General features: G+C 64.4%; 19 protein-coding genes. 6 read left to right on the forward strand and 13 right to left on the reverse strand.

All coding sequences use genetic code 11. The features are described 5' to 3' along the window. The 5 genes from EKL94_RS15060 to EKL94_RS15080 all read right to left on the reverse strand — a co-directional run. Positions 1-2012 (reverse strand): PepSY-associated TM helix domain-containing protein (locus tag EKL94_RS15060; RefSeq protein ID WP_260473438.1); only part of this gene is annotated, 2012 nt, incomplete at its 3' end. Positions 2013-2058: 46 nt separating this feature from the next. Next, entirely contained in the window at positions 2059-4515 is a 2457-nt protein-coding gene (locus EKL94_RS15065; RefSeq protein WP_260473439.1) for a TonB-dependent siderophore receptor, read from the reverse strand. Positions 4516-4623: 108 nt separating this feature from the next. Beyond that, positions 4624-5649: a FecR family protein gene (locus tag EKL94_RS15070; RefSeq protein ID WP_126929691.1), complete on the reverse strand. Its 1026-nt coding sequence runs from the start codon at positions 5647-5649 to the stop codon at positions 4624-4626. Further along, positions 5646-6452: an RNA polymerase sigma factor gene (locus tag EKL94_RS15075; RefSeq protein ID WP_312023660.1), complete on the reverse strand. Its 807-nt coding sequence runs from the start codon at positions 6450-6452 to the stop codon at positions 5646-5648. Before EKL94_RS15075 ends, EKL94_RS15070 begins: the two co-directional genes overlap by 4 nt. A 35-nt stretch (positions 6453-6487) precedes the next feature. After that, positions 6488-7369 carry a LysR family transcriptional regulator gene (locus tag EKL94_RS15080; RefSeq protein ID WP_126929692.1) on the reverse strand — a complete coding sequence of 294 codons (882 nt, stop codon included), beginning with the start codon at positions 7367-7369 and terminating at the stop codon, positions 6488-6490. Positions 7370-7520: 151 nt separating this feature from the next. On the opposite strand from EKL94_RS15080, the gene EKL94_RS15085 reads away from it, so the two are divergent. Continuing rightward, the gene (locus EKL94_RS15085; RefSeq protein WP_126929693.1) at positions 7521-9068 is read left to right on the forward strand and encodes an MFS transporter; all 1548 of its coding nucleotides are present in this window, start codon (positions 7521-7523) and stop codon (positions 9066-9068) included. A 26-nt stretch (positions 9069-9094) separates the two neighbouring features. Here the strand turns inward: EKL94_RS15085 and EKL94_RS15090 are convergent, their stop codons facing one another. The 3 genes from EKL94_RS15090 to EKL94_RS15100 form a co-directional block, all read right to left on the reverse strand. Further along, entirely contained in the window at positions 9095-9472 is a 378-nt protein-coding gene (locus EKL94_RS15090; protein WP_126929694.1) for a hypothetical protein, read from the reverse strand. A gap of 147 nt (positions 9473-9619) precedes the next feature. Next, positions 9620-10489, reverse strand: a complete 870-nt coding sequence (locus EKL94_RS15095) for a methylenetetrahydrofolate reductase (protein WP_126929695.1) — start codon at positions 10487-10489, stop codon at positions 9620-9622. Further along, positions 10489-11403 (reverse strand): LysR family transcriptional regulator, encoded by a 915-nt coding sequence (locus tag EKL94_RS15100; RefSeq protein ID WP_126929696.1) that lies wholly within the window; start codon positions 11401-11403, stop codon positions 10489-10491. Before EKL94_RS15100 ends, EKL94_RS15095 begins: the two co-directional genes overlap by 1 nt. Before the next feature lie 176 nt (positions 11404-11579). On the opposite strand from EKL94_RS15100, the gene msuE reads away from it, so the two are divergent. The 3 genes from msuE to EKL94_RS15115 are packed head-to-tail and all read left to right on the forward strand — an operon-like array spanning position 11580 to position 14269. Continuing rightward, on the forward strand, positions 11580-12161 hold the full coding sequence (msuE, locus tag EKL94_RS15105; protein ID WP_126929697.1) for an FMN reductase: 582 nt from the start codon (positions 11580-11582) through the stop codon (positions 12159-12161). Positions 12162-12218: 57 nt separating this feature from the next. Beyond that, on the forward strand, positions 12219-13196 hold the full coding sequence (locus EKL94_RS15110) for a DUF1852 domain-containing protein (RefSeq protein WP_126929698.1): 978 nt from the start codon (positions 12219-12221) through the stop codon (positions 13194-13196). A gap of 38 nt (positions 13197-13234) precedes the next feature. Then, positions 13235-14269: a methionine synthase gene (locus tag EKL94_RS15115; protein WP_126929699.1), complete on the forward strand. Its 1035-nt coding sequence runs from the start codon at positions 13235-13237 to the stop codon at positions 14267-14269. A 55-nt stretch (positions 14270-14324) separates the two neighbouring features. On the opposite strand, the gene EKL94_RS15120 is transcribed toward EKL94_RS15115, so the two are convergent. The 3 genes from EKL94_RS15120 to EKL94_RS15130 form a co-directional block, all read right to left on the reverse strand. Continuing rightward, entirely contained in the window at positions 14325-15353 is a 1029-nt protein-coding gene (locus tag EKL94_RS15120; protein WP_126929700.1) for a tetratricopeptide repeat protein, read from the reverse strand. A 114-nt stretch (positions 15354-15467) separates the two neighbouring features. Continuing rightward, positions 15468-15923: a hypothetical protein gene (locus EKL94_RS15125; RefSeq protein ID WP_260473440.1), complete on the reverse strand. Its 456-nt coding sequence runs from the start codon at positions 15921-15923 to the stop codon at positions 15468-15470. A 123-nt stretch (positions 15924-16046) separates the two neighbouring features. Further along, on the reverse strand, positions 16047-16862 hold the full coding sequence (locus EKL94_RS15130) for a S1 family peptidase (protein ID WP_126929702.1): 816 nt from the start codon (positions 16860-16862) through the stop codon (positions 16047-16049). A gap of 399 nt (positions 16863-17261) precedes the next feature. Between EKL94_RS15130 and EKL94_RS15135 the strand changes: the two genes are divergently transcribed. Beyond that, a complete protein-coding gene (locus tag EKL94_RS15135; RefSeq protein ID WP_126929703.1) occupies positions 17262-17699 on the forward strand; it encodes an integron-associated HEPN domain-containing protein in 438 nt (145 codons plus the stop codon). Between the two features lie 46 nt (positions 17700-17745). Here the strand turns inward: EKL94_RS15135 and EKL94_RS22800 are convergent, their stop codons facing one another. After that, complete coding sequence (locus tag EKL94_RS22800; RefSeq protein ID WP_221767988.1) at positions 17746-18102, reverse strand: excalibur calcium-binding domain-containing protein; 357 nt, start codon at positions 18100-18102, stop codon at positions 17746-17748. A 78-nt stretch (positions 18103-18180) separates the two neighbouring features. Further along, complete coding sequence (locus EKL94_RS15145; RefSeq protein WP_126929704.1) at positions 18181-19185, reverse strand: extracellular catalytic domain type 1 short-chain-length polyhydroxyalkanoate depolymerase; 1005 nt, start codon at positions 19183-19185, stop codon at positions 18181-18183. A gap of 220 nt (positions 19186-19405) precedes the next feature. Here EKL94_RS15145 and EKL94_RS15150 point away from each other — a divergent pair, with 220 nt between their 5' ends. Continuing rightward, a complete protein-coding gene (locus EKL94_RS15150; RefSeq protein WP_126929720.1) occupies positions 19406-21580 on the forward strand; it encodes a TonB-dependent receptor in 2175 nt (724 codons plus the stop codon). The last annotated feature ends 22 nt before the right edge of the window (positions 21581-21602 follow it).

A 21602-nucleotide genomic window follows, 5' to 3' on the forward strand; every position in this document is an offset into this window, starting at 1 on the left:
CGGCGAGCTACTGCCTGAGTGTGCAGCCTCTGTAGTTGCGCGAGACAACTTGACCTGTTGTTTGTTTTTTCCAAGGAAAACTCTCCATACCAGATAGGAGCCCGTCTCGTGGGCTCGGAGATGTGTATCAGGGACAGTTGCAGCACTGCCAGCCACAAACCCATCAGGGCACTCCCCGCCGCCAGGCTCAGCCACACGCTACGCACCCTGCGGGCACTGAAGACGCCCACAGCAACGGCAATCAACAACACGAACCCCAGCAGCGAACTGGTCAGGACCGAAACGGACGTGCGCATATTCACCAGGGTGGGCAGCACGAGCGCCAGTGTTGTGGTGGTCAGGGCGGTGAACACGTAGCCGCCCACCGATGCGGCCAGCACACGGCTCGCCACCTGCCAGCGATAGGCCGCGCCCCGCCCGGCAGGAGGCTTGGCATTGCGCGCCGCCTCCTGCACCCGTGGCCAGCGGCGCTGCAACATCACGGCTACTTGGGCCAACATCAACCCGAATGCCAGTGCGACCAGCTCCACGCCGGCCTGCTGCCATGCGCTTCGCTGCAGATACATCAGCAGCCCTTGCCCGGTGGTTGCCATGTTCACCAGCGGCAGTGCCAGGCACAGTGCTGCAACCAGCCACAACTGCTCGATCCAGGCCAGGCGCGGTGGGCGCCACAGCGCGTGCACCACCGAGGCCGCGCAGGCGGCAAGGAAAATGCGTATTTCCCATGCGCTGCGATCGCTCATTTCCAGCGGCAGCAACCGATTGCCGTACAGGTAGACGATGCTTGCCAGTGCCACCCCGGCCAGCGATGCCACGTTGAAGGCTTCCACGCACCGGTAGATGCCCGCCGTGGCTGCGCCGAACTCATGCTCGCTACGCTTGCGCCGCTTGATGGAGAACAGCAGCGTGCCGATGGCGATCATCGCCGTGCCCAGCAGGCCGCTGATGAAGTACAGCCACTTCATCGGCCAGCCGCCGAAATCGGCCTTGTGCAGCGCTTCAATCGTCTCATGCACCTGCACGGCGCCAATGGCATGCGGATGTGCGCCATGTTGTTGCAGCAGCGTGCCGCCGGCAGCATCGAACGTCACCCGGCTGGCCTCGGTCAGCAGATGCCTGTCCGCGCCGCCCTCGGGCTTGCGACCGATCACTTCCACCACGCTGTGGACGGTGCCGGGCGCCTGGATCACGATCAATGCCGGCGGCTGCCCGCTGCTGGCCTGCGCGCGTGCCAGCAGTTGCTGCAGGTCCGGCAGTTGCGCGGCGGATACCAGGATGCCCGGCGGAGCCGGCTGTGCAGGCGCCAGTTCGGCCTCATAGCGCGCATAAGCGCCATCCGCATCGCCATAGGCAACGTGCACTGGCCACGGCAGATAGCTGCTGTAGAAGAACGTCAGCCCGGTGTAGCCGATCATGAACAGGAACGGCAGGGTCAGCACGGCACTCAGGTTGTGCGCATCCAGCCAGCTGCGCTGTCCCTTGCCCGGGCGGAAGGTGAAGAAATCCTTGAAGATGCGTTTATGCACCACTACGCCGGAGACCAGCGCCAGCAACATGCAGGCCGTGATCCAACCGACCAGCCAGTAGCCGGCCATGCCGCCGTGCAAGGTGTAATGGAAGGACATGAAGTGGCGTCCGCCTTCGGTTTCCCGAAGGCGAGGTGGAGGGTGTGGCATGCCGGTGCCGGCGTCCACCCAGCGTTCGTGCGCGGTGCCGTCGCCATCCTCCCATGACAGCTCCAGCGGCCCGCCCTGCTGGGCAGGCCAGCGGATCTGCCATGTCCGGGCATCGGCGGCGTTTGCAGCCAACCAGTGCTGCGCACGCACCGCCTGCGTTGCGGTGTCCATCGTCGGCGAGGAGGCCGGCACGGGGCCGGCCTCCATCCACCGCGTGATCGGCTCGCGGAACACGCTGAGCGTGCCGGTCAGGAAGATCGCGCACAGCAGCCAGCCGCAGGTAAGGCCACCCCAGGTGTGCAGCCAGGACATGCTTTGCCGGAAGCCCGTCTTCATGCCATCCCCGTGGCGGGCATGCCGTTGCCCTGCCGCTTGCGGGGGATCACAGCGATCCGCGCAGCGTCAGCATCACGTTGCGGGGTTCGCCGAAGAAGTTGCCCCTGCGGATCTGGCTGATCATCGCGTAGTAGCGCGTGTCGAACAGGTTGGCCACGTTGAGGCCCACGCTCCAGCGCGGATTGATCCGGTAGCCGGCACGCAGGTCCCATACGGCGCGTCCCGCCGCGCCCATGCGCCAGTCCGGGTCGTCGTAGGCCGGATAGGAGTAGCTGCTCTGTGCCGACACACCACCGCCCACGGAGAACGCGTTCCACTTGCCAGGCAGCTGGTAGGACGTCGACAGGCGCAGCAGGTGGCGCGGGGTCTCGGCGCTGATGGTCGCGCCCTCGTCGTCGCGGCTGGTGACATGGGTATAGCCCGCCATCATCTGCCAGCCCGGCGCCAGCTCGCCGCTGGCTTCCAGCTCAAAGCCCTTGCTGCGCAGCTTCCCGCCATTGCGGTAGCAATCGGACGACGCCAGCGAGCCACGGCAGGTGCCCGGGTCGGACTCGTCCACCACGGCGTTGCCGGTCTTGCGGATGGAAAACACCGCAGCGGAGAGGTTCAGGCGTCCATCGTTCAACTCACCCTTCACGCCCAGCTCGTAGTTGGCGCCGATGGCCGGATCCAGCACCGAGCCGGACGAGGTGACGTACGAACTCTGCGGCTGGAAGGTGTCGGCGTAGCTGGCATAGACCGACCATTGCGGCCCCAGGTCGTAGACGAGGCCGGCGTACGGGGTGAATTCGTGCTTCTGTTCGTAGTCGCGGCTCTTGGCGCCGCTGAAGCCATCGCTGGACTGGTACTTCACCCAGCTCAGCCGGCCACCCAGCGTGAGGTGCAGCGGCTCTGCCAGCTGCAGGCGCAGGTTGCTGTACACACCGCTCTGCTGGGCGCGGGCGTTTTCTGCCCAGTCCCAGGCGGGCTGGAGGGGCTGCGCAATGGCGCTGTGGTCCGGCGCGTAGACATTGATCGGCACATCGATGGCCAGGTCCGCCGAGCTCTGACGGGTACGCTGGCGCGACCACATCGCGCCCAGCAGCACCTGGTGGCTGCGGCCGAAGGCCTCGAAACTGCCGGTGGTGTGCAGGTCGATGCCATCACTGCGAACGCGCGAGCGGTTGAAATAGATGTCATAGAAGCGCGAACCGATACCGGTGGCCCGGTCCACCCCGCCCAGCGGAACCGCTACGCGCTGGTCCAGGTCCGACTCGGTGCGGTTCACCGACAGGCGCGCCTTCCAGCGCTCATTGAAGCGGTGCTCTGCCTCTGCGAAGGCTTCGTCGACGGAGCCTTCCTGTCGATTCCAGTCCTGGATGAGCGAGGTGGAGCGCTTGATGTCCAGCGCGCCACCATCGGTGTAGCGTGGCAGGCCGAACAGCCAGTAGCCGTCGGTGTCACTGGCCTGATGACGCAGGCCGAAGGTCAGGGTGGTGTCGGTGCCCAGATCGGCATCGATCACCCCATAGGCGAGCGGCGCCTTCGATGAGGTGCCCCGCTGGAAGTAGTCGCGGTCCTGGTAGGCGGCAACCAGTCGGCCGCGCACGGTGCCGGCGGCATTGAGCGGGCCACCACCATCGACCTCGAGGCGATAGTTGTCCCACGAGCCCACGGTTGCTGCCAGATCGAGATGGGCCTGGTCGCGGGGGCGCTTGCGCACCATGTTGATCGCCCCGCTGGGGTCGGCCGCGCCCAGCATCATGCCGCCGGCACCGCGCAGCACTTCAACCCGCTCCAGCACCGCAGTGTCGATAGGCAGCCAGCCCACCGGGGCATAGACGATGCCGACCACGCCATCGACCAGATAATTGCTGTCGTCCACGGTGAAGCTGCGGATCGAGAACTTGTGGTTGCCGAAGTTGCGGGCGGTCTTGGTCACGCCCGTGGTCTGCGCCAGCGCTTCGTCCAATGTGGTGAGGTTGCGGTCGTCCAGTTGCTGGCGGGTGATCACGCTGACCGATTGCGGGGTCTGGCGGATGCTCTGCCCCAGCTTGCCCAGGCTCAGCTCACGTGCCGTGTAGGAGCCGTCGCTTGGTGCATTGGCGGTCACGTTCACCGTCTGCAGGGTGGTCTGGGTGTCTTTGCTGCGCGCAGGTGCTGCTGCTTCCTGCGCCAGCGTAAACACGCCCGGACGGGTGGCGTTGACACGCACCCCACTACCCTCCAGCAGTCGCGCCAGTGCTTCCTGCGGCGTGTAGCTGCCGGTCAATGCCGGGGCGCGACGGCCCGCCACCGCTGATTCGCTGAACAGCACCTGCTGCCGGGACTGCTCGGAGAAGCTGCGCAGTGCGGCATCCAGCGATTGAGCCGGAATGTTGAACTGCATGCGCGCGGCCGGCTGGGCCTGTGCGATGGCCGGCGCCGCCAGTGCGCTGGAAATGCACAGTGCCAGCAGCGGCAGCCGCTTGGCGTGTACCCCCGTAGAGAACGCGCGGGCGACAAGCGCGCGCTTGATCTTCATGTACCCCATTACCGCTCCATCATGCTTGGCCACCACTGGCCTCACTGGGGTAAACGGAAAACGGCGGTGGGGTGGGAACCCGCGCCGGGAAAAATCTTCGTTCCGGCGTCAGCGGGTCACGGGCCGTTCGTCGATGCGATAGCCGCCCTGGGCATTGCGGGTTACCTGCACGGGCAACAGATCCGGCAGGGCTTCCAGGAAGGTGGCCGGGGCATCGGTGGCTGCGTAGCCGGAGACGGGCAGGAACTTCAGCCCTGGCTGGCCCAGCGTGACGGGATGGCCCAGATACTGCCCGACCTCCTGCGCCACTTCGTCCAGCGGGGTGCGCCGGAACACCAGGCGCCCGTTGCGCCAGCCGCCAATGCTGTCTGCGCTTGCCGCAATGGGGCGATAAGCAGCGGTGAGCGTGGTAACGGCCAGGCCCTGTTCGGCATGCAGGCTGACCGGCGCGATGCCTTCAGCGCGATCCGGTTGTACACGTACGTGCCCGTGCAGCACCTTGACCAGCACTTCGCCCGGACCATTGCGCACATTGAAGGCCGTGCCGACCACCGTCACCCGGCTGCGCTGGGCATCGACGGTAAAGGGCCGGTTCGCGGCGGGGGCGACCTCGAAGTAAGCCTCGCCCTGGCTGAGCACCACTTCACGACGGGAGCGATAGAAATGCACCGCCAGCGTGCTGCGTGCGTTGAGTGAAATCCGTGAGCCGTCCGGCAGTTGGAGATCACGGATCTCGCCCGCACCGGTGGCCACGTCCTGCACGTAGCTGGGTGCGGTGTACCAACTGTAGCCGACGTACCCCAAGGCCAGCATCGCCACGGCCGCAGCCGCCGCAACGCGTGGCAGGCGCCACGACCGTGCGCGCCGCGCCGCCCTGCCCCGCCGTTGAGCGGCAGGTACTGCTGCATGCGTGTCCGAGGCCAGCGCGGGCCGCGACAGCTGCCCCAGGTCGTGCCAGGTTCTGGTCACGTCGGCGAACGCCTGTCGGTGCGCTTCGCTCTCGGCCAGCCATTGCTGCAGGGCCGCCTCGTCTTCCGGCTGCCAGTCCGTATCCTGCCGCCGTACCAGCCACGCGGCAGCCGCCTCATGCAGGGCAAACGGGTCGGAACCTGAGGCAGAGGGAATATCGGTCATCGGCAGGGAAGATCAGCATCGATGGCAGGCGCCAACGCCTCGCCCGCCTTGATCGGGCGATGCAGTTCCTGCATCTGTGCCAGAGAGGCATAGCGTACCCGCACTTCGCAGTAGGCCACCGCACGCGACAAGTGCTTGACCACCATGCGCCGGGAGATCTGCATGCGAGCGGCCACGTCTTCCTGGGTCAGGCCATCGAAGCGGCAGAGCACGAATGCCTCGCGTTGACGCTCGGGCAGCTCGGCCAGCGCGTCTGCCAGGCGCTCCAGGCGCTGCCGCTGTGCGGTGAGCTGCAACGGGCACTGTGATTCATCGCTAGCCAGGGCGTGGCCAGCCTCCTCCGCGTCTGCCAGCGGCAAGGTCTGAAGGCGTCGCCCGGCATGATGCTCGCGGTATTCGTCGGCCACGGTGTTCATCACCGTCTGGCGAAGGTAAGCCCCCTGCTGATCGCAGGACGCCAGTGCAGGGCTTGCTGCAATCCACTTCACTGCACCGTCGTGCAGGGCGTCCTCACCGTCCCCGCCCCTGACACGTGCAAGACCACGGAGGATGGGCCCCCGCCAGCGCGCATAGGCTTTCGCAAGCAGACTCCCACCCATCGGCGAGCTGTCCTGGGCCACGCCGGACTCTGTTGATGAGGCCGGGCTCGCGGCTCTGCCCATGCCCCGCTCTAGCGTGGACACAGCGCCCTCGGAACAGATGCCCGTGGCCTGCACAGGAAGGGCGGAGATTTCACGTTGATAGCCGGGGCATTGGCCGCGATTGGCGACAGAGTGGATGGCCGTAAGTGTAGTGAGAGGCATTTGCAATTGAAACTGCCCCGTGCAGTCGCTGGGATTCAGCCCACTGCACTGAGTCCACGGACCGAACACGCACCATCACCAGCGCCAAGCAGCTGCTCCTCCAACGCCTCGATCGCAGGCGTCCGCGCGGCGGCGCTGCGCATCAGCCGGAAGCTCGCGGCGGGCAGCGCAGGAAGCCCCAATCCCTCGCCCGCAATGACCAGTCCATCCTGGACGTCATCCTGAAGAGCGACAGTGATGGCGAGCCCGGACTTTGCCGCCGATCGCAGGCCCTGCTGGCTGGCCGAGGTAAAGGTGACGCGCCACTCCAGGCCGGCGTCGACAAGTGCTTCGATACACACGTCCCGGTGCGTGCACGGGCTGGGTGCGAGTGCGAGCGGCAGCGCCTTTTCCGGTTCGTGTTCGAATCCCGAACCGATGGCCCAGACGAAACGTGTCCGCCTCAATACCGGCCACTCAACGTCCTCTTGCAGGAAGAGATTCACTGCCAGGTCGAGTGTTCCCGCCTGTATCTGTTCGTTCAGTGCCCCATAGGACTCCACGGCCACATCCAGCCGTACCGCGGGGAATCTGCGCGAGAAGCGCGACAGCATTGCGGTCAACCGGTCGCCGGCATAGGTCTCTGGCACACCCAGTCGCACTGCGCCGGTAACAGGAGCCTTCTGGAACCGGCGAACCAGCAGGCTCTGCGCAGCCAGGATCTGCTCGGCATGCCGCAGGAAGTCCTCGCCGTCTTCGGTGAGTGTCACGCTTCTGGTGGTCCGTTTCAGCAAGGCGCTGCCCGCCTGCTCTTCCAGCCTCCGGATCTGGTGGCTGATGGCGGATTGGCTGAGGTTCATGCGCTCACCCGCCTTGGTGAAGCCGCCGGTCTCTACGACAGCGACAAAGGCGCGCAGCAGGTCGTGGTCAAAGAACACCGGAGCAATCCATGATGAAGATTGATCAATTCTATTAAATCAAATCATTTTTATCATCATGAAAGTCCCTCCAAGATGGCCGCTTACTTGAAACGCGCAGCTGCATTCGACCCCGCGGCGCGCCAGATCCAGGACCTGCCTGAGGAGACCCATGACTTCCCTTTCACCTGTCGCTCGAGACCGCCTGACGCTGTCAGCGGCGTGCTTGGCTTCCCTGATGTTCGGGCTGGAAATCTCGAGCGTGCCGGTCATCCTGCCGATACTGGAGACCGAGCTGGGCAGCAGCTTCAGCGGCCTGCAGTGGATCATGAATGCCTACACCCTCGCCTGCACCACGGTGCTGATGGCCGCCGGCGCACTGGCGGATCGGTACGGGCGCAAGCGCATCTTCGTGATCAGCCTGTTGCTGTTCGGCATCACGTCCCTGGCCTGCGGCCTTGCACGAAGCGGAACGGCGTTGATCGTGGCTCGATCGCTGCAGGGCGCGGCGGGAGGTGCAATGCTGGTCTGCGTGTTTACGGTGCTTTCCCATCAGTTCAGTGACTCCGCACAGCGAGCCAAGGCCTTTGGCATCTGGGGCGTGGTCTTTGGCATAGGGCTGGGTTTCGGGCCGGTCATCGGTGCTGGCGTCGTGGTCATCAGCAGCTGGAGCTGGGTGTTCCTGGTGCATGCGCCCCTGGCAGTGGGCGCGACGGTTCTTGCCGTTCTGGGCATCCGCGAATCGCGGGCGCCAAGCCTACGGAAACTGGACCTTGCAGGGATTGTCTCACTGTCAGTGGCCGTCTTTTCCTTCACCTGGTACATCACCCAGGGCATTCCTGCAGGCATTGAAAATGCCTCTTCCATGGCGGCCGCTCTGGTTGCCGTCATCAGCCTGGCGGTATTCATCGCGGTCGAGCGCAGGGTGCCGGACCCGATGTTCGATTTTTCCATCTTCGGCAACCGGCGCTTCTCGGGCGCATTGCTGGGCTCGATGGGCATGAACTTCAGTTTCTGGCCACTGATGGTGTACCTGCCCTTGTTCTTCCAGCACGGACTTGGCTACTCAAGCATCGCGACCGGCCTGTCCGTCCTGGCATACACGTTGCCGTCGCTGCTGCTGCCGCCGTATGGCGAGCGCCTTGCTGTGCGCTACGGGCCCGAGCGCGTGATCCCCGTCGGCATGTTTGTCATGGGCGGCGGAATGCTCATGATGGCGATCGGTGCAGGCGCGGAAAACGCGAGCTGGCTGACCCTGCTGCCAGGCTGCGTGCTTGCCGGCTCGGGCCTGGGGGTGATCAATACGCCCATCACCAACACGACGACCAGCTCCGTACCCAGCGATCGCGCCGGCATGGCGTCCGGCATGGACACCAGCGCCAGATTCATCAGCCTCGCCATCAACATCGCCGTGGTGGGGTTGATCCTGGTGAAAGGCACTTACTACGCACTTGAAACGAACCTGCCCGGCGGCGACGCTTCGCATCTGCGATCGCTTGCGGAGGGGTTGTCCGCAGGTACTGCACGCCTGGATGAGCTGGCGGCCACTGCACAGGTGGTGTCCCGTGACGTAGCGCATCAGTCGCTGATCTTCGGCTACCGGCTTGCCATGACTTACTCTGGCGCATGTGCCTGTGCCCTGGCCGTTGTCAGTGCGCTTACGTTCCGGGGCGGTCGACACTCCCTGGCATCGTGCACCCACGAATCGAACGTACTATGAGGATCCAGCGGAGCGATCGCCGCTGATCACGACGCTGCGAAGAGCGACGCAATGCCGGCGAGTGAGCCTACAGCCACCCACGAGAGCGTAGCGAATGCAACCAGCAGCACCTTCCGGTGGAAGGCCTGGGCTTCGGATCGGGGTTCCGGCTGTCGCGCGTACGGCCTGGCAAAACCGATGAGTTCGCCGGTGGCTGACAGCGCCCCCACAAGAATCAATGCGATCACGCAGAAACCGAAGATGGAGCCCATGAGGGCTGGAAACTGGGTATCAGCGATGGCCGGCTGCGTCTCGGCCATCGCCTCCACAAGTTGCCCGGCCCACCGCGCGGGCAGCCAGGCCAGGATTGCGACAATACCGAAGTGGCTGACCAGGTTGACCCAGAACCAGGAGGTGGTCTTCATGACGTGAGCGTTTCCGATGCCGGCCAGTGGCAAGCATCGCGATGCCTGCGTTGGCCCGGCACAACCCTGCACGGGCAGGCCGACCAGCGGTCGGCACTACCAGGACCATCAGTTCGCTTACACCCGGGCTGCAGCCATCGATACGGTTCAACGGCCGGCGCCGGAAGCGCGCCGCCGGTACTGCTCCATCCAATCCAACGACGGCGCGATGCCGCCGAACGGGAACAGGTGCGGGCTGACCAGGCCATGAGCGTCGGTCAGCCCCTGCACGAGACGGTCGACAAAAATCTCCGGCCCTGCTGTTCCCAGCAGCCGGCCGATCGAGACGCCGTACCTGGCCAGCATCGATGCGCTGGCACCCACGCCGCACATCGCGGCGTAGCGCATCAGCCGGGTGATGCTGGCCGGCCCCGGCACGCCGACCAGCACTGGAACATTGACTCCACGGGCACGCAGCACAGCCAGCCACGTCAGAACGATATCGGCATCGAAGGCGAACTGGGTGATGATCACGGGTGCCATGCCGCGCGTTTCGATGGCCCGGCACTTGCCTTCAAGTGCCTGCCAGCGATCGTCACTGCTCATCACCGGATGGCCTTCCGGGTGTCCGCCGACACCCACGACCTTGATGCCGCTGCGTTCCAGAAGTCCGGCCTCGATGATCGAAATGCTGTCTGCAAACGGTCCAGCAGGCGTGGCGAGGTCACCGGCGATCACCAGGCACTGCTCGACACCGGCTTCGCTGGCCGCGCGCTCCAGGAACCGCTCGAGTGCCACACGCGAGCCGATGCGGCGCGCAGACAGGTGCGGCATCGGCTCAAAGCCGAGTGCGCGTACCGTGCGTGCGGCGGCCAGGCGTGCGTCGTCATCCTCACTGGCCAGGTAGGGAATGGAGATCGTTGTGCCGCGCGGTATGCGGTCGGCCTCGGCGCGCAGCGCGGGCATGGCCTTCGCGCTAACCTCCAGTGAAAAGGTGTTGATGAAGGCTTCCGTCCGCAGTGATCCAGGTGCAGGCATCAACGGGCTCCGCCTGCATTGCCGGCAAGCGGCGAGCTGTTGCGGGCCAGCTCGATGAAGGCCTGCAGGTAGTCAATGCCGGTATCCGCCTCGCGCGCACCCAGATAGATCTGCTTGGGGATGCCTTTGGCGCCCAGGCGGACGGGCACCACATCCATGCGCGCGGCGTATTCCTCCACCAGCCAGCGCGGCATGGCGGCCACGCCGCGGCCGCTGGCCACCATCTGCATCATGATGTCGGTGGTTTCAATGGCCTTGTGGCGGCGCGGCGTGATGCCGGCCGGCAGCAGGAACTGGTTGTAGATGTCCAGGCGCTCGAATGGCACCGGATAGCTGATCAGCACTTCCTGGCCGAGCTGGCGTGGCTTTACGTAATCCACCTTGGCCAGGGCGTGGTTCCTGGCCACCACCAGCACCTGCTCGTAGTCGAACACGGGAATGAACTTCAGGCCCGGCTTCAGCAGCGGATCGGGGGTGACCAGCAGGTCGATCTCGTAGCCGAACAGCGCGCCGATGCCGCCGAACTGGAATTTCTGCTTGACGTCCACATCCACGTCCGGCCACGCGGCCAGGTACGGCGAGACGATCTTCAGCAGCCACTGGTAGCAGGGATGGCATTCCATGCCGATACGCAGCGCGCCGCGCTCGCCCTGTGCGAACTGGCCCAGCCGCTCTTCGGCCAGGTCCAGCTGCGGCAGCACGCGGTTGGCGACGGCCAGCAGGTATTGCCCGGCCTGGGTCAGGCGCAGGCTGCGGCCTTCGCGCAGCCAGACATCGGTGCCGAGCTGCTGCTCCAGCTTTTTCATGCTGTGGCTCAGGGCTGACTGGGTCAGGTTGAGCACGCCGGCCGCAGCGGTGAGCGAGCCTTGCTGCTCGACCTGCTGCACGATGCTGAGGTGGATCCGTTCCAGCATGACGATGAATCTCACTCATGGATTGGTGAAGTAATACCATTTTACGTCATGAAAAGGCGTGGCTAGCATCGGGTCATGCCTTCGGTTGCCTGCCAGCCTGCTGATCCAGCCGGCCTGCAGGACTGCGCCCCCGCAGATCGCGCCGAAGCAGCCCCTCCCCTGCTGAAAGCGAATAGATGACCCGCCCCCTCCGTATCGTCGCCGTCTCCGGTGGACTGCAACGCCCGTCCCGGGCCGCCACCCTGGCCGAGCATCTGCTGGGCCTGATCGGCGAAGACGTCCATTGCGAGCAGCATCTGATCGAGCTGGGCGAGCTGGCGCCGCAGCTGGCCGGTGCGCTGTGGCGCTCGCAGCTGCCCGACGCTGTGGAGCGGCAGTTGATCGCTGTCGAACAGGCCGACGTGCTGGTGGTGGCCACGCCGGTCTACCGCGGCTCGTACACCGGCCTGTTCAAGCACTTCTTCGATTTCATCCACCAGGACGCGCTGGTCGACACCCCCATCCTGCTCGCCGCCACTGGCGGCAGCGAGCGCCACGCGCTGGTGATCGACCATCAGCTGCGGCCGCTCTTCAGCTTCTTCCAGGCCCGCACCCTGCCCCTCGGCGTCTACGCCACCGACCGCGATTTCGCCGAGGGCCGCGTCCATAACGAGGCGCTGATCCAGCGCGCACGGCTGGCGGTGCAGCGGGCGCTGCCCTTGCTTGCGCTGTCCCATCGCGCGGCGCCCGCCATCGCCGAGACCGCCGCAATTCTCTGAATGCCGGATGCCAGCACCCTGCGTTCGGACGTGACCCCGCTAACCGGAACGCCGCCCATGACGACCGACACCTTCACCTTCAGCATCACGCGCATCCCCTTCAACGAGGACTACCAGCCCGCCGATGGCACGCGCATCACCACCAACTTCGCCAATCTGGCGCGTGGTGCATCCCGGCAGGAGAACCTGCGCAACACGATCAGCATGATCAACAACCGCTTCAACGACCTGGCGCACTGGGACAACCCGAGTGCGGATCGCTATGCGGTCGAACTGGACATCATTTCGGTGGAGATGCATATCGACGGCAGCGATGGCAGTGATCCGTTCCCGCTGATCGAAGTATTGCGGCCGACCATTGTCGACACGCAGACCGGTGCGCGTACCGCGGGCATCGTCGGCAACAACTTCTCGTCCTATGTGCGCGACTACGATTTCAGCGTGGTGCTGCCGGCCAGCAACGAGGGCAAGGCCACCTTCGGCATTCCGGAAGGCTTTGGCGACCTGCATGGCAAGCTGTTCAAGCACTTCCTTGAGTCTGACGCCTACCGCGGCAACTTCAGCAAGGGGCCGGTGATCTGCATCAGCGTTTCCAGCAGCAAGACCTACCACCGCACCGAGAACCACCATCCGATCCTGGGCGTGGAATACCGCCAGGGCGAGTTCTCGCCCACTGATCAGTACTTTGACAAGATGGGCCTGCAGGTGCGCTACTTCATGCCGCCGGGCAGCGTGGCGCCGCTGGCGTTCTACTTCCAGGGCGACCTGCTGGGGGATTACTCGAACCTGGAACTGATCGGCACCATCAGCACGATGGAGGCCTTCCAGAAGATCTACCGCCCGGAGATCTACAACGCCAACTCCGTGGCCGGCAAGGTCTACCAGCCCAGCCTGAAGCACCAGGACTATTCGTCCACCCGCATCGTCTACGACCGCGAAGAGCGCAGCCAGCTGGCGGTCAAGCAGGGCAAGTTCACCGAAGAACACTTCATCAAGCCGTATCGCGCCGTGCTTGAACAGTGGGCTGCCCGCTGATCCATCGATTTTCCATTCGCCCCAGGAAACAAGACGCAATGTCGACGAAGAAACTGCTCCCCACCTCCACCGCCGGTAGCCTGCCCAAGCCGTCCTGGCTGGCAGAACCCGAAAAGCTCTGGTCGCCCTGGAAGCTGCAGGACGAAGGCCTGACTGAAGGCAAGCAGGATGCGCTGCGCCTGTCCCTGCAGGAACAGCAGCATGCCGGCATCGATATCGTCAGCGACGGCGAGCAGACCCGGCAGCACTTCGTCACCACCTTCATCGAACATCTGAACGGCGTTGATTTCGAGAAGCGCGAGACCGTGCGCATCCGCAACCGCTACGATGCCAGCGTGCCGACCGTGGTCGGCGCCGTGAGCCGTCCGAAGCCGGTGTTCGTCGAGGACGCCAAGTTCCTGCGCCGGCAGACCACGCAGCCGATCAAGTGGGCGCTGCCTGGCCCGATGACGATGATCGATACCCTGTACGACGCGCACTACAAGAGCCGTGAAAAGCTGGCCTGGGAATTCGCGAAGATCCTCAACGAAGAGGCAAAGGAACTGGAAGCCGCCGGCGTCGACATCATCCAGTTCGATGAGCCGGCCTTCAACGTGTTCTTCGACGAAGTGAACGACTGGGGCGTGGCCGCGCTGGAACGCGCGATCGAAGGGCTGAAGTGCGAGACCGCCGTGCATATCTGCTACGGCTACGGCATCAAGGCCAACACCGACTGGAAGCAGACGCTGGGATCGGAATGGCGCCAGTATGAAGAGTCGTTCCCCAAGCTGCAGACCTCCAACCTCGACATCATCTCCCTGGAATGCCACAACTCGCACGTACCGATCGACCTGATCGAGCTGGTGCGCGGCAAGAAAGTGATGGTGGGTGCCATCGACGTGGCCTCCAGCACGGTGGAGACCGCCGATGAAGTAGCCAGCACCCTGCGCAAGGCCCTGCAGTTCGTGGATGCCGACAAGCTTTACCCCAGCACCAACTGCGGCATGGCGCCGCTGGCCCGTGAAGTGGCACGGGGCAAGCTGCGTGCGCTCAGCGAAGGGGCCAGGATCGTGCGTGAGGAGCTTTCGGCGTAGCCGCTGGGAGAGATCTGCATCCGGACTTCTGCGCGGGGTCCGGACGCATCGGCACTCAGCGCTTGCGCGCGCGTCGCTCGGGGCACTCCTTCGGATCGAACAGATCGTAGGTCTGCTTGATGGCCAGATTGCGGATCGCCCTGCGGTTTCCCTGCGCTGCAGCCTCACAGGTCCAGTAGATATCCTCATCCTGGTCCTTGGGCACCCCACGCCCTATGGAGTACAGGTATCCCAGCTCGGCCTGCGCAGGCGCGTAGCCCGCCATTGCCGCCTTGCGATAGAGGTCGGCGGATCGGGCCTCATCCTTCTGTACGCTGATACCCTTGGCATACATCAGGGCGAGTCTGGTCTGCGCCTCCACATCACCGCCATCGGCAGCCGCTGTGAATGCCTCAACCGGGCCAAACGCGCCGGGCGTGTCCATCTCGGCACACCACACCTCGTTCTCCTTGCGATTCAGGCACAACTCCAGACGGGCCTCCTTGACTCCCGCTCGGCCAAGCTCCTGCACGGCTGCCCTGGCATACCACTGCATCGCCTGAGCCTCGTCTTCCGTGAGGCCGGCGCGTCCCTTCTGATAGAGGTTGGCAAGGCTGTACTGCCCGGCCGGTGAGCCGAGTTCAGCGGCTCGGCGGAGCCACAGGACAGCTTGGGCATCATCCTGCTGCAGGCCCAGGCCCTGCAGGTACATGATCCCAAGATCGGACTGCGCGTCAGCATTGCCCTGATCTGCAGCCTTGCGTACCCAGTGCAGGGCCTGAGCGGGATCCTTCGGCACGCCATTGCCTCGCAGATACAGCACACCCAGCATGGACTGTGCCGGCGCATAACCCTGATCGGCCGCCTTGCGGTACCAGTCCGCTGCCTTCGCTGCGTCTCTGTCGACGCCCGCGCCGCGGAGATACCTGTCCCCCAGCTCACTCTGGGCTTCCGCGTTGCCGGCCTTTGCCGCAGCCATCACGCGATCCTGCTCGGCTACGCTGTCATTGCCAAGCGCAGGGGTACTGCAGGCCAAGGTGGCCAGGCCCGCACAAAGTGCGACGCGACGCAGGGCGCCAATCCATTCTTCCGTGAACGTCTGCACTCTTGATCAACTCCAGATGGATGCCGCATGTAGACCAGACAGGTGCCTCGATCAGCATGTGATCGAGGCTGAGGGCGGCATTATAGGTGCGTGCAGGACCGTGTGGCCGAGGTTCTATCTGGGTAGCGTGCGTGCCTGCCCCTGCGCTCGCGACATCGCGGGGGTCCGTCTCAGTGCCAGCGCCTCCTTGATCCGGCCCATCTCGCGCGACCCGGCCTCGGCCAGGCGGCGGGCCTGCTGCCGCTGCTCCCGCGTGGGCGCCGGAGGCGGTGGAGTACCGGCATCCACCAGCCGCGCCACCGCATCGCGCAGAGGCAACTGCGGGCAGAGCCGTGCAGCACACCAGCGCTCGGCGTAGCGCTTGGCCTGACGGGCGCTGGTGGCCGACACGACCTTGGTCTGTGACATCTTGCGTGCGTCCAGATACAGGCGGAACCCGAGCACGGCATGCGGCACGATATTGGCCACCGAACGGCCGTTCCACCACAGATCCCAGCGCTCGCCGCTCTGCACCCAGCCGGATGGCCGGGTGACGTTCATGAAATCTGGAAGATCGAATGGGGAACTCATGGCGGGAAGGATACGAGCGCCCGTCGCACTGGCTGAGATCCGCGCCATGCGATTGTCCGGGACCATGAATCGTTTAGGCGTGCCTCCTTCCGCTACCCCCTCCGTACAGTCGCGCCGCGGGCATTAACGTGACGCATCACGCCCGATGGTGCTTTCGATCCAATCGAGGTAGCGGGACACGCGGACGTTGTAGACCACCTGGCCATAGAAGCCCGCCTCAAGGGCATGCTCGGGAACGGCGCTGATCCATGAGCCGAGCCCCACCAGCCGTGGCGTTCCGTGCTCCTCGATGACCAGCGGCCCACCACTGTCACCGTTGCCGAGAACGCCCTCCAGCGGCAGGGCCTGCGGAGGCGGATCGAACCGATACCAGAGATACCGGTCGTTGCCGCCGGTAAGCGCGTTGTATGCACGCCGCAGGGTCGTGCGATGCGGGCCACCTGGCACCAGCCCTACGGCGCCATTGCCGGTAGCCCCCTTCCCTATCAGGGCCGCGATCTGCGCGACTTCGGCAGCACCGCGATAGAGCGCTACGGGCTGTACGTCCTTTACAGCAGTCGCAAGCCTGATCAGTGCGATGTCATCCGATGCCGCCAGGAACGCGTGGATCCTGGAGGGATTTCCCGTCGCCAGCGCCTCCTTGCCCAGGGCCTCCGGCATTCTTCTGAAACCGGGATGCACGAAGACGCGCTCGACCGCATAGGCGCGCCCATTGATGGAGACAGATTCTTCCATCCCTTCCATGGGTGCCGCATGCGCTGCGGTCAGCACCCACTGTGGGGCGATGAGGACGCCATGCCCTTCGCCCGGCATGTCGGCCAGCGCGGGGAAGGCCGATGCATCGATCTGATACCTGGCATCGGCCACATCATCACGGATGACCACGGCACCGGCGGCGAACGGGAGCGCAGCAAGCGCCAGGAAAAGCAAGCGATTCATGGGTGTCATCATCCCTGCGGTCAGTCATTGCAGACTAGCCGAACATATCCGCCCGATGGAAAGCCGGCGACCAACGCTGGCGTGGGGCGACAAAGGCCGGAAATTCAACCGCCAAGTCAATCAGCACTACCCATGCGGATCGAGCAGTTTCTGGCCGCTCCAGCCAAAGCCAGCACTCTGCGCTGAGGATGAGCATAATTGGGCAGCGCCAAATCCGTGCCGCGGCAAGCAGTCTCTGGCCGCCGCAATTCGTGTCTCTACCGTTGGGAGTTCAAGGTGTCAGTGCAGGATATGGATGATGAAACGAGGTCGCGCCTTGTCGATATGGGGTGGCTTCTCAATTAGCTTGTCGGCGACATCAAGACGCCCGTGGATCTTGCGTTTCAGCTGAAACCGGCAATGGATGCAAGCAACCAGAACTACCTGTCCATCAATCGCCTGTGCCTGACCGGAGTATTGATTGGCCTGTGCAAGCTCAACGAGATATTTGAGCACTACGGCATCGAGATAAGGAATTTTCCTGTCGAACTGCGTAAAAAAATGAAGGCCGTGAAGAGAGAGATCGAGGGCAGAGGAATGTACGCCTACCGAAGCAAGTATCTGGCTCATTCCTTCTCCAAGGAGAAAGACTGCAAGCCAAAGCCACTATCCCTGAGCGAGAGCGTACAGGCCTTGATGAAGATCATCGATTACGGACTGGACCCTGTGTGCGCCAATGTGTTCGAGTTTTACAAGTGGGCCTACGAAAAGAGCAACGAGAACTCGGTTGTCAATGTCATCTACAGCTGCGTGAAGCACATCGATCACATCGTTGGGGGCCTCGGCAAGCGGACGTGAGGAACGGCAGGAATCGACCAGCACCGAAGCAACGGCTCCACAGAGCCTACCTGCGACCACGATAGGGCTCGCAGCCCACCCCATCATTGTCCCGATCGAGGTGCGGGCCATACCCCGGATCACCACGCCGTACCGGCGCTGCCCCGGCCGCCCGGGCCTCCGCGCAGTTGGCAAATGCCCGGGACCTGCGTGCAGGACCGGGGGCGAAACTCCCGTGCGGGGTATCGACGTATCGCGGCGCGACCGGGGCACCTCGATGGCAGTGATAGTCGCCCGTCTTCCGGTTGGTGTGGCAACCGTTCTTGTCGAGCCTGCCGGGATGCGCCAGCGTATTGGCGGGCAGCATCAATGCGAGCATGGCGAATGCAGGCAATGCAAAGAAGAAATCGCCTCGGATGTCCATACCCTCCCCCGTCAGGCAATCCTGCCCCGGGGGAAGGCTAGCACGGTAGTGCTGTAGTAGACGGAATTCGGCGCAACGTCAGCGCTGGTAGTCCTTCAGGAACAACCAGGTGATCAGCGTGGCGTCCGGCCCCTTCGGGTCGGTGAATGGCAGGCCCGACTGGCTGCCGCTCCAGGCATGCCCCATGCCCTGCACCACATAGTGCTGGACCAGCGTCCTGCCGCCATAGGCGTAGGTGTCGACGGTATACGCGCGGCCGCCCGGTACCTGACCGTGATAGGTACTGGTCGGCACGTATTTTACCGAATCGTTGTCCTGGCCGTCGTCAGCCAGATCATTGGTCTGCAGGAACTGGCGCACGGCCTGCTGCCCGTTCACCGGATTGACGGTCAGGTCGGCGCTGCCATGGAACACCAGCACCGGCAGCGGTCGCGGCGACGGCGAACCCGAGCACTGCCATGCCAGGCGACCGTTGCTGTCCGGCGAGTAGATGCTGCCGGCCAACAGTGCGTAGGCACTTCCGGAAATCGTGGTCGCGCCCTTGAACATGCCACCGGAATGGATGGCGCCTGCAGCGAACACATCCGAATAGCAGGCCAGCATGATCGAGGTCATCGCGCCGCCCGCCGAAATACCGGTGACGTACACACGATGCGGATCAACGCTGTAACCCGCCTTCACCTTGTCCACGATGCCGGCCAGGAGCGAGGGCTCGCCACTGTCGCGTGCCTGGTTGATCGGCAGCTGCCAGTTCCAGCAGCGGGCCGGATTGGAGGTGACGTTCTGCCGCGGGTAGACCACGATGAAGCCCTCGGTGTCGGCTACATCGTTGAAGCCCGAGGCCTCACCCATCAGGTTCGGCCCGGTCACGCAGCCGTGCAGCACCAGCAGCAAAGGCAACGGTTGAGTGTCATCGTAGCCGGCCGGCACCCACACCTGGTATTCGCGGGCGCCGAACAGATTGCCGTACAGGCCAATGTCCCAATGCCCGGCCGGGCCTGCGGCAAGGGCACTGCCCGCCATCGCCAGCCAACTGCACAGCACCAGCAGTACAACCTTGATCGAATCGATTCCGGATTTCATGGCCAGATCCTCATGGGTGAGTCGTGGATGAAGTGGTACCGGGAAGCGCTTCCGGCTGGGGGCGCGCCCAGTATCCGCATCCGGCGGCCGCTGCCGACTGGACCTAGGTCCACTCGCCGCTGCGCGATGACACCGCTAGCCTTGGCTGCAGGGGTGGCAATGGGCCATCTGCAAGCACTGCCTGGGGGAGGACCGAATGAAACGGAATTGTTTGAGTCTCATGATCGGCGCGCTGCTGGCCTCCGGGCCGGTACTGGCACAGGAAACGCCCCAGGGCACGCCGACGGCGGGCAGGACTGCATCACCCACCAACCTGGACAGCATCAAGGTCACCGCACGCAAGCGCGAGGAAACCCTGCAGGAGGTGCCGGTGGCAGTCACCGCGTTCACCTCCGAGGCGCTGGACAAGATGAATGTCCAGGACATCAGCGACCTGGATGCGCAGGTGCCCAACCTGACCATCTACGCCGCCCGCGGCGCCAGCAGCACGGTCACCGCCTACATCCGTGGCATCGGCCAGTCCGATCCCACCTGGGGCGCCGATCCGGGTGTTGGCATCTACCTGGATGACGTCTACATCGCGCGTCCGCAGGGTGCGCTGCTGGATGTGTTCGATGTCTCGCGCATCGAGGTGCTGCGCGGCCCGCAGGGCACGCTGTATGGCAAAAACACCATCGGCGGCGCGATCAAGTACATCTCGCGCGGCCTGCCCACCCAGACCGAGGGCTTCGCCCAGATCACCGTGGGCAACTACAGCCAGCTGGATGCGAAGGCGGCCATCGGCGGCCCGATTGGCGGTGCCGACAGCGGCCTGCGCGCCCGTGTGGCGGTGGCCAGCATGAACCACGACGGGTTTGGCGAGAACACCTTCAACGGCCAGCCGGTCAGCGACAAGCAGATCAACGCGGCACGCCTGAACCTGGGCGCGTATGCGGGCGACGACCTTGACGTGCAGTTCGCACTGGACTGGATCGACGATCAGTCCGGCATGCGCGGCTCGAAGATGCTGGCGCCCAATCCGTTCCTGCGCGCCTACCCGCCGATGGACAGCCGTTACGACATCCGCTCGGGCATGCGCAACCTCAACAACGTGGAGAGCAAGGGCGCTTCGGCCACGGTGAACTGGCGGCCGAACGAAGACATCGCACTGAAGTACGTGATCGCCAAGCGTGAATCGGACAGCGAGGCCAACATCGACTTCGATACCGCCCCGGTCAAGCTCGCCGACGTGGGTGGCACCTATCACGACGACCAGGTCAGCAACGAAGTGCAGTTGAACTACGATGCCGGCGGCCGGGTGCGCGGCGTGGTTGGCTTGTACCAGTTCAGTGGCGAGGCCGGCGGGCAGATCCAGAACAACTACTTCAGTGCGCAGTTCGCCGACAACCAGGGCAAGGTGCTGACCGACAGCATCGCGCTGTATGCGGACTGGACCTTCGACCTGACCAGCAAGCTGAAGCTCGACGTCGGTGCCCGCTACACCGACGAGGACAAGCGCGCGATCGTGCTGAACCGCCTCTACGCCGACCCGGGCTTCAGCCGGCCGGTGGCGGTGACCGCCGATTTCGACAAGAAGACCAATTTCAAGAACGTCTCGCCCAAGGTCTCGCTGGACTACCAGATCACCCCGGACATCATGGTCTATGGCCTGGCGACGCGTGGCTTCAAGTCCGGCGGCTACAACATCCGTGCCAACGCGGTGGCGGTACCGCGCTCGGCGGAGCCGTTCGATGACGAAACCGTGGACAGCTACGAGGTCGGCAGCAAGATGGCCTTCCTCGACCAGCGCCTGTTCCTGAACCTGTCGGCGTTCTACAACAAGTACAAGGACATCCAGCTGTCGGTGTTCACCGGCCTGGATACCAATGGCGACGGCATCGATGATTCCTTCTTCGGCGATTTCACCAATGCCGGCGCCGGTACCGTCAAAGGCCTGGAAGTCGAGTATCAGTACCTGCCCAGCCAGCACTGGCTGATTTCCGGCAACCTGGCGTGGCTGGATACCAAGTACGACGAGTACATGGACCGCGGCATCAACGTGGCCAGGCAGATGAAGTTCACCAATGCCCCGGAGTTCTCCGGTGCGTTCAACGTGGAATACCGCACCGACCTGGCCAACGGCAGCAACCTGTCGGCACGGGTGAGCTACAGCTACCAGAGCGAAGTGTGGCCGACCACCGACCTCAGCCCGGTGATCCGCCAGCAGGGTTACGGGCTGGTCAATGCCGGCGTCATCTGGCGCCTGGATGATGCGTGGACCTTCTCGCTGCAGGGCACCAACCTGGCCGACAAGGAATACCGCACCACCGGCTACAACATCCCGGCGGTCGGCACGCTGATTGGCTTCTATGGCCCGCCGCGCCAATATAGCCTCAGCGTCCGGTACGATTTCTAGCGCATCCGTTACGATCTTCAGG

This window comes from Stenotrophomonas maltophilia, assembly GCF_003970865.1.
Lineage (GTDB): Bacteria > Pseudomonadota > Gammaproteobacteria > Xanthomonadales > Xanthomonadaceae > Stenotrophomonas > Stenotrophomonas maltophilia_AR.

What these genes read in the sequence shown, in the direction of transcription:
- EKL94_RS15065 (WP_260473439.1), bottom strand. Translation starts at nt 4,515, where the DNA reads ATGAAGATCAAGCGCGCGCTTGTCGCCCGCGCGTTCTCTACGGGGGTA.
- EKL94_RS15070 (WP_126929691.1), bottom strand. Translation starts at nt 5,649, where the DNA reads ATGACCGATATTCCCTCTGCCTCAGGTTCCGACCCGTTTGCCCTGCAT.
- EKL94_RS15075 (WP_312023660.1), bottom strand. Translation starts at nt 6,452, where the DNA reads ATGCCTCTCACTACACTTACGGCCATCCACTCTGTCGCCAATCGCGGC.
- EKL94_RS15085 (WP_126929693.1), top strand. Translation starts at nt 7,521, where the DNA reads ATGACTTCCCTTTCACCTGTCGCTCGAGACCGCCTGACGCTGTCAGCG.
- EKL94_RS15090 (WP_126929694.1), bottom strand. Translation starts at nt 9,472, where the DNA reads ATGAAGACCACCTCCTGGTTCTGGGTCAACCTGGTCAGCCACTTCGGT.
- EKL94_RS15095 (WP_126929695.1), bottom strand. Translation starts at nt 10,489, where the DNA reads ATGCCTGCACCTGGATCACTGCGGACGGAAGCCTTCATCAACACCTTT.
- EKL94_RS15100 (WP_126929696.1), bottom strand. Translation starts at nt 11,403, where the DNA reads ATGCTGGAACGGATCCACCTCAGCATCGTGCAGCAGGTCGAGCAGCAA.
- msuE (WP_126929697.1), top strand. Translation starts at nt 11,580, where the DNA reads ATGACCCGCCCCCTCCGTATCGTCGCCGTCTCCGGTGGACTGCAACGC.
- EKL94_RS15110 (WP_126929698.1), top strand. Translation starts at nt 12,219, where the DNA reads ATGACGACCGACACCTTCACCTTCAGCATCACGCGCATCCCCTTCAAC.
- EKL94_RS15115 (WP_126929699.1), top strand. Translation starts at nt 13,235, where the DNA reads ATGTCGACGAAGAAACTGCTCCCCACCTCCACCGCCGGTAGCCTGCCC.
- EKL94_RS15125 (WP_260473440.1), bottom strand. Translation starts at nt 15,923, where the DNA reads ATGAGTTCCCCATTCGATCTTCCAGATTTCATGAACGTCACCCGGCCA.
- EKL94_RS15130 (WP_126929702.1), bottom strand. Translation starts at nt 16,862, where the DNA reads ATGAATCGCTTGCTTTTCCTGGCGCTTGCTGCGCTCCCGTTCGCCGCC.
- EKL94_RS15135 (WP_126929703.1), top strand. Translation starts at nt 17,262, where the DNA reads ATGGATGCAAGCAACCAGAACTACCTGTCCATCAATCGCCTGTGCCTG.
- EKL94_RS22800 (WP_221767988.1), bottom strand. Translation starts at nt 18,102, where the DNA reads ATGGACATCCGAGGCGATTTCTTCTTTGCATTGCCTGCATTCGCCATG.
- EKL94_RS15145 (WP_126929704.1), bottom strand. Translation starts at nt 19,185, where the DNA reads ATGAAATCCGGAATCGATTCGATCAAGGTTGTACTGCTGGTGCTGTGC.
- EKL94_RS15150 (WP_126929720.1), top strand. Translation starts at nt 19,406, where the DNA reads ATGATCGGCGCGCTGCTGGCCTCCGGGCCGGTACTGGCACAGGAAACG.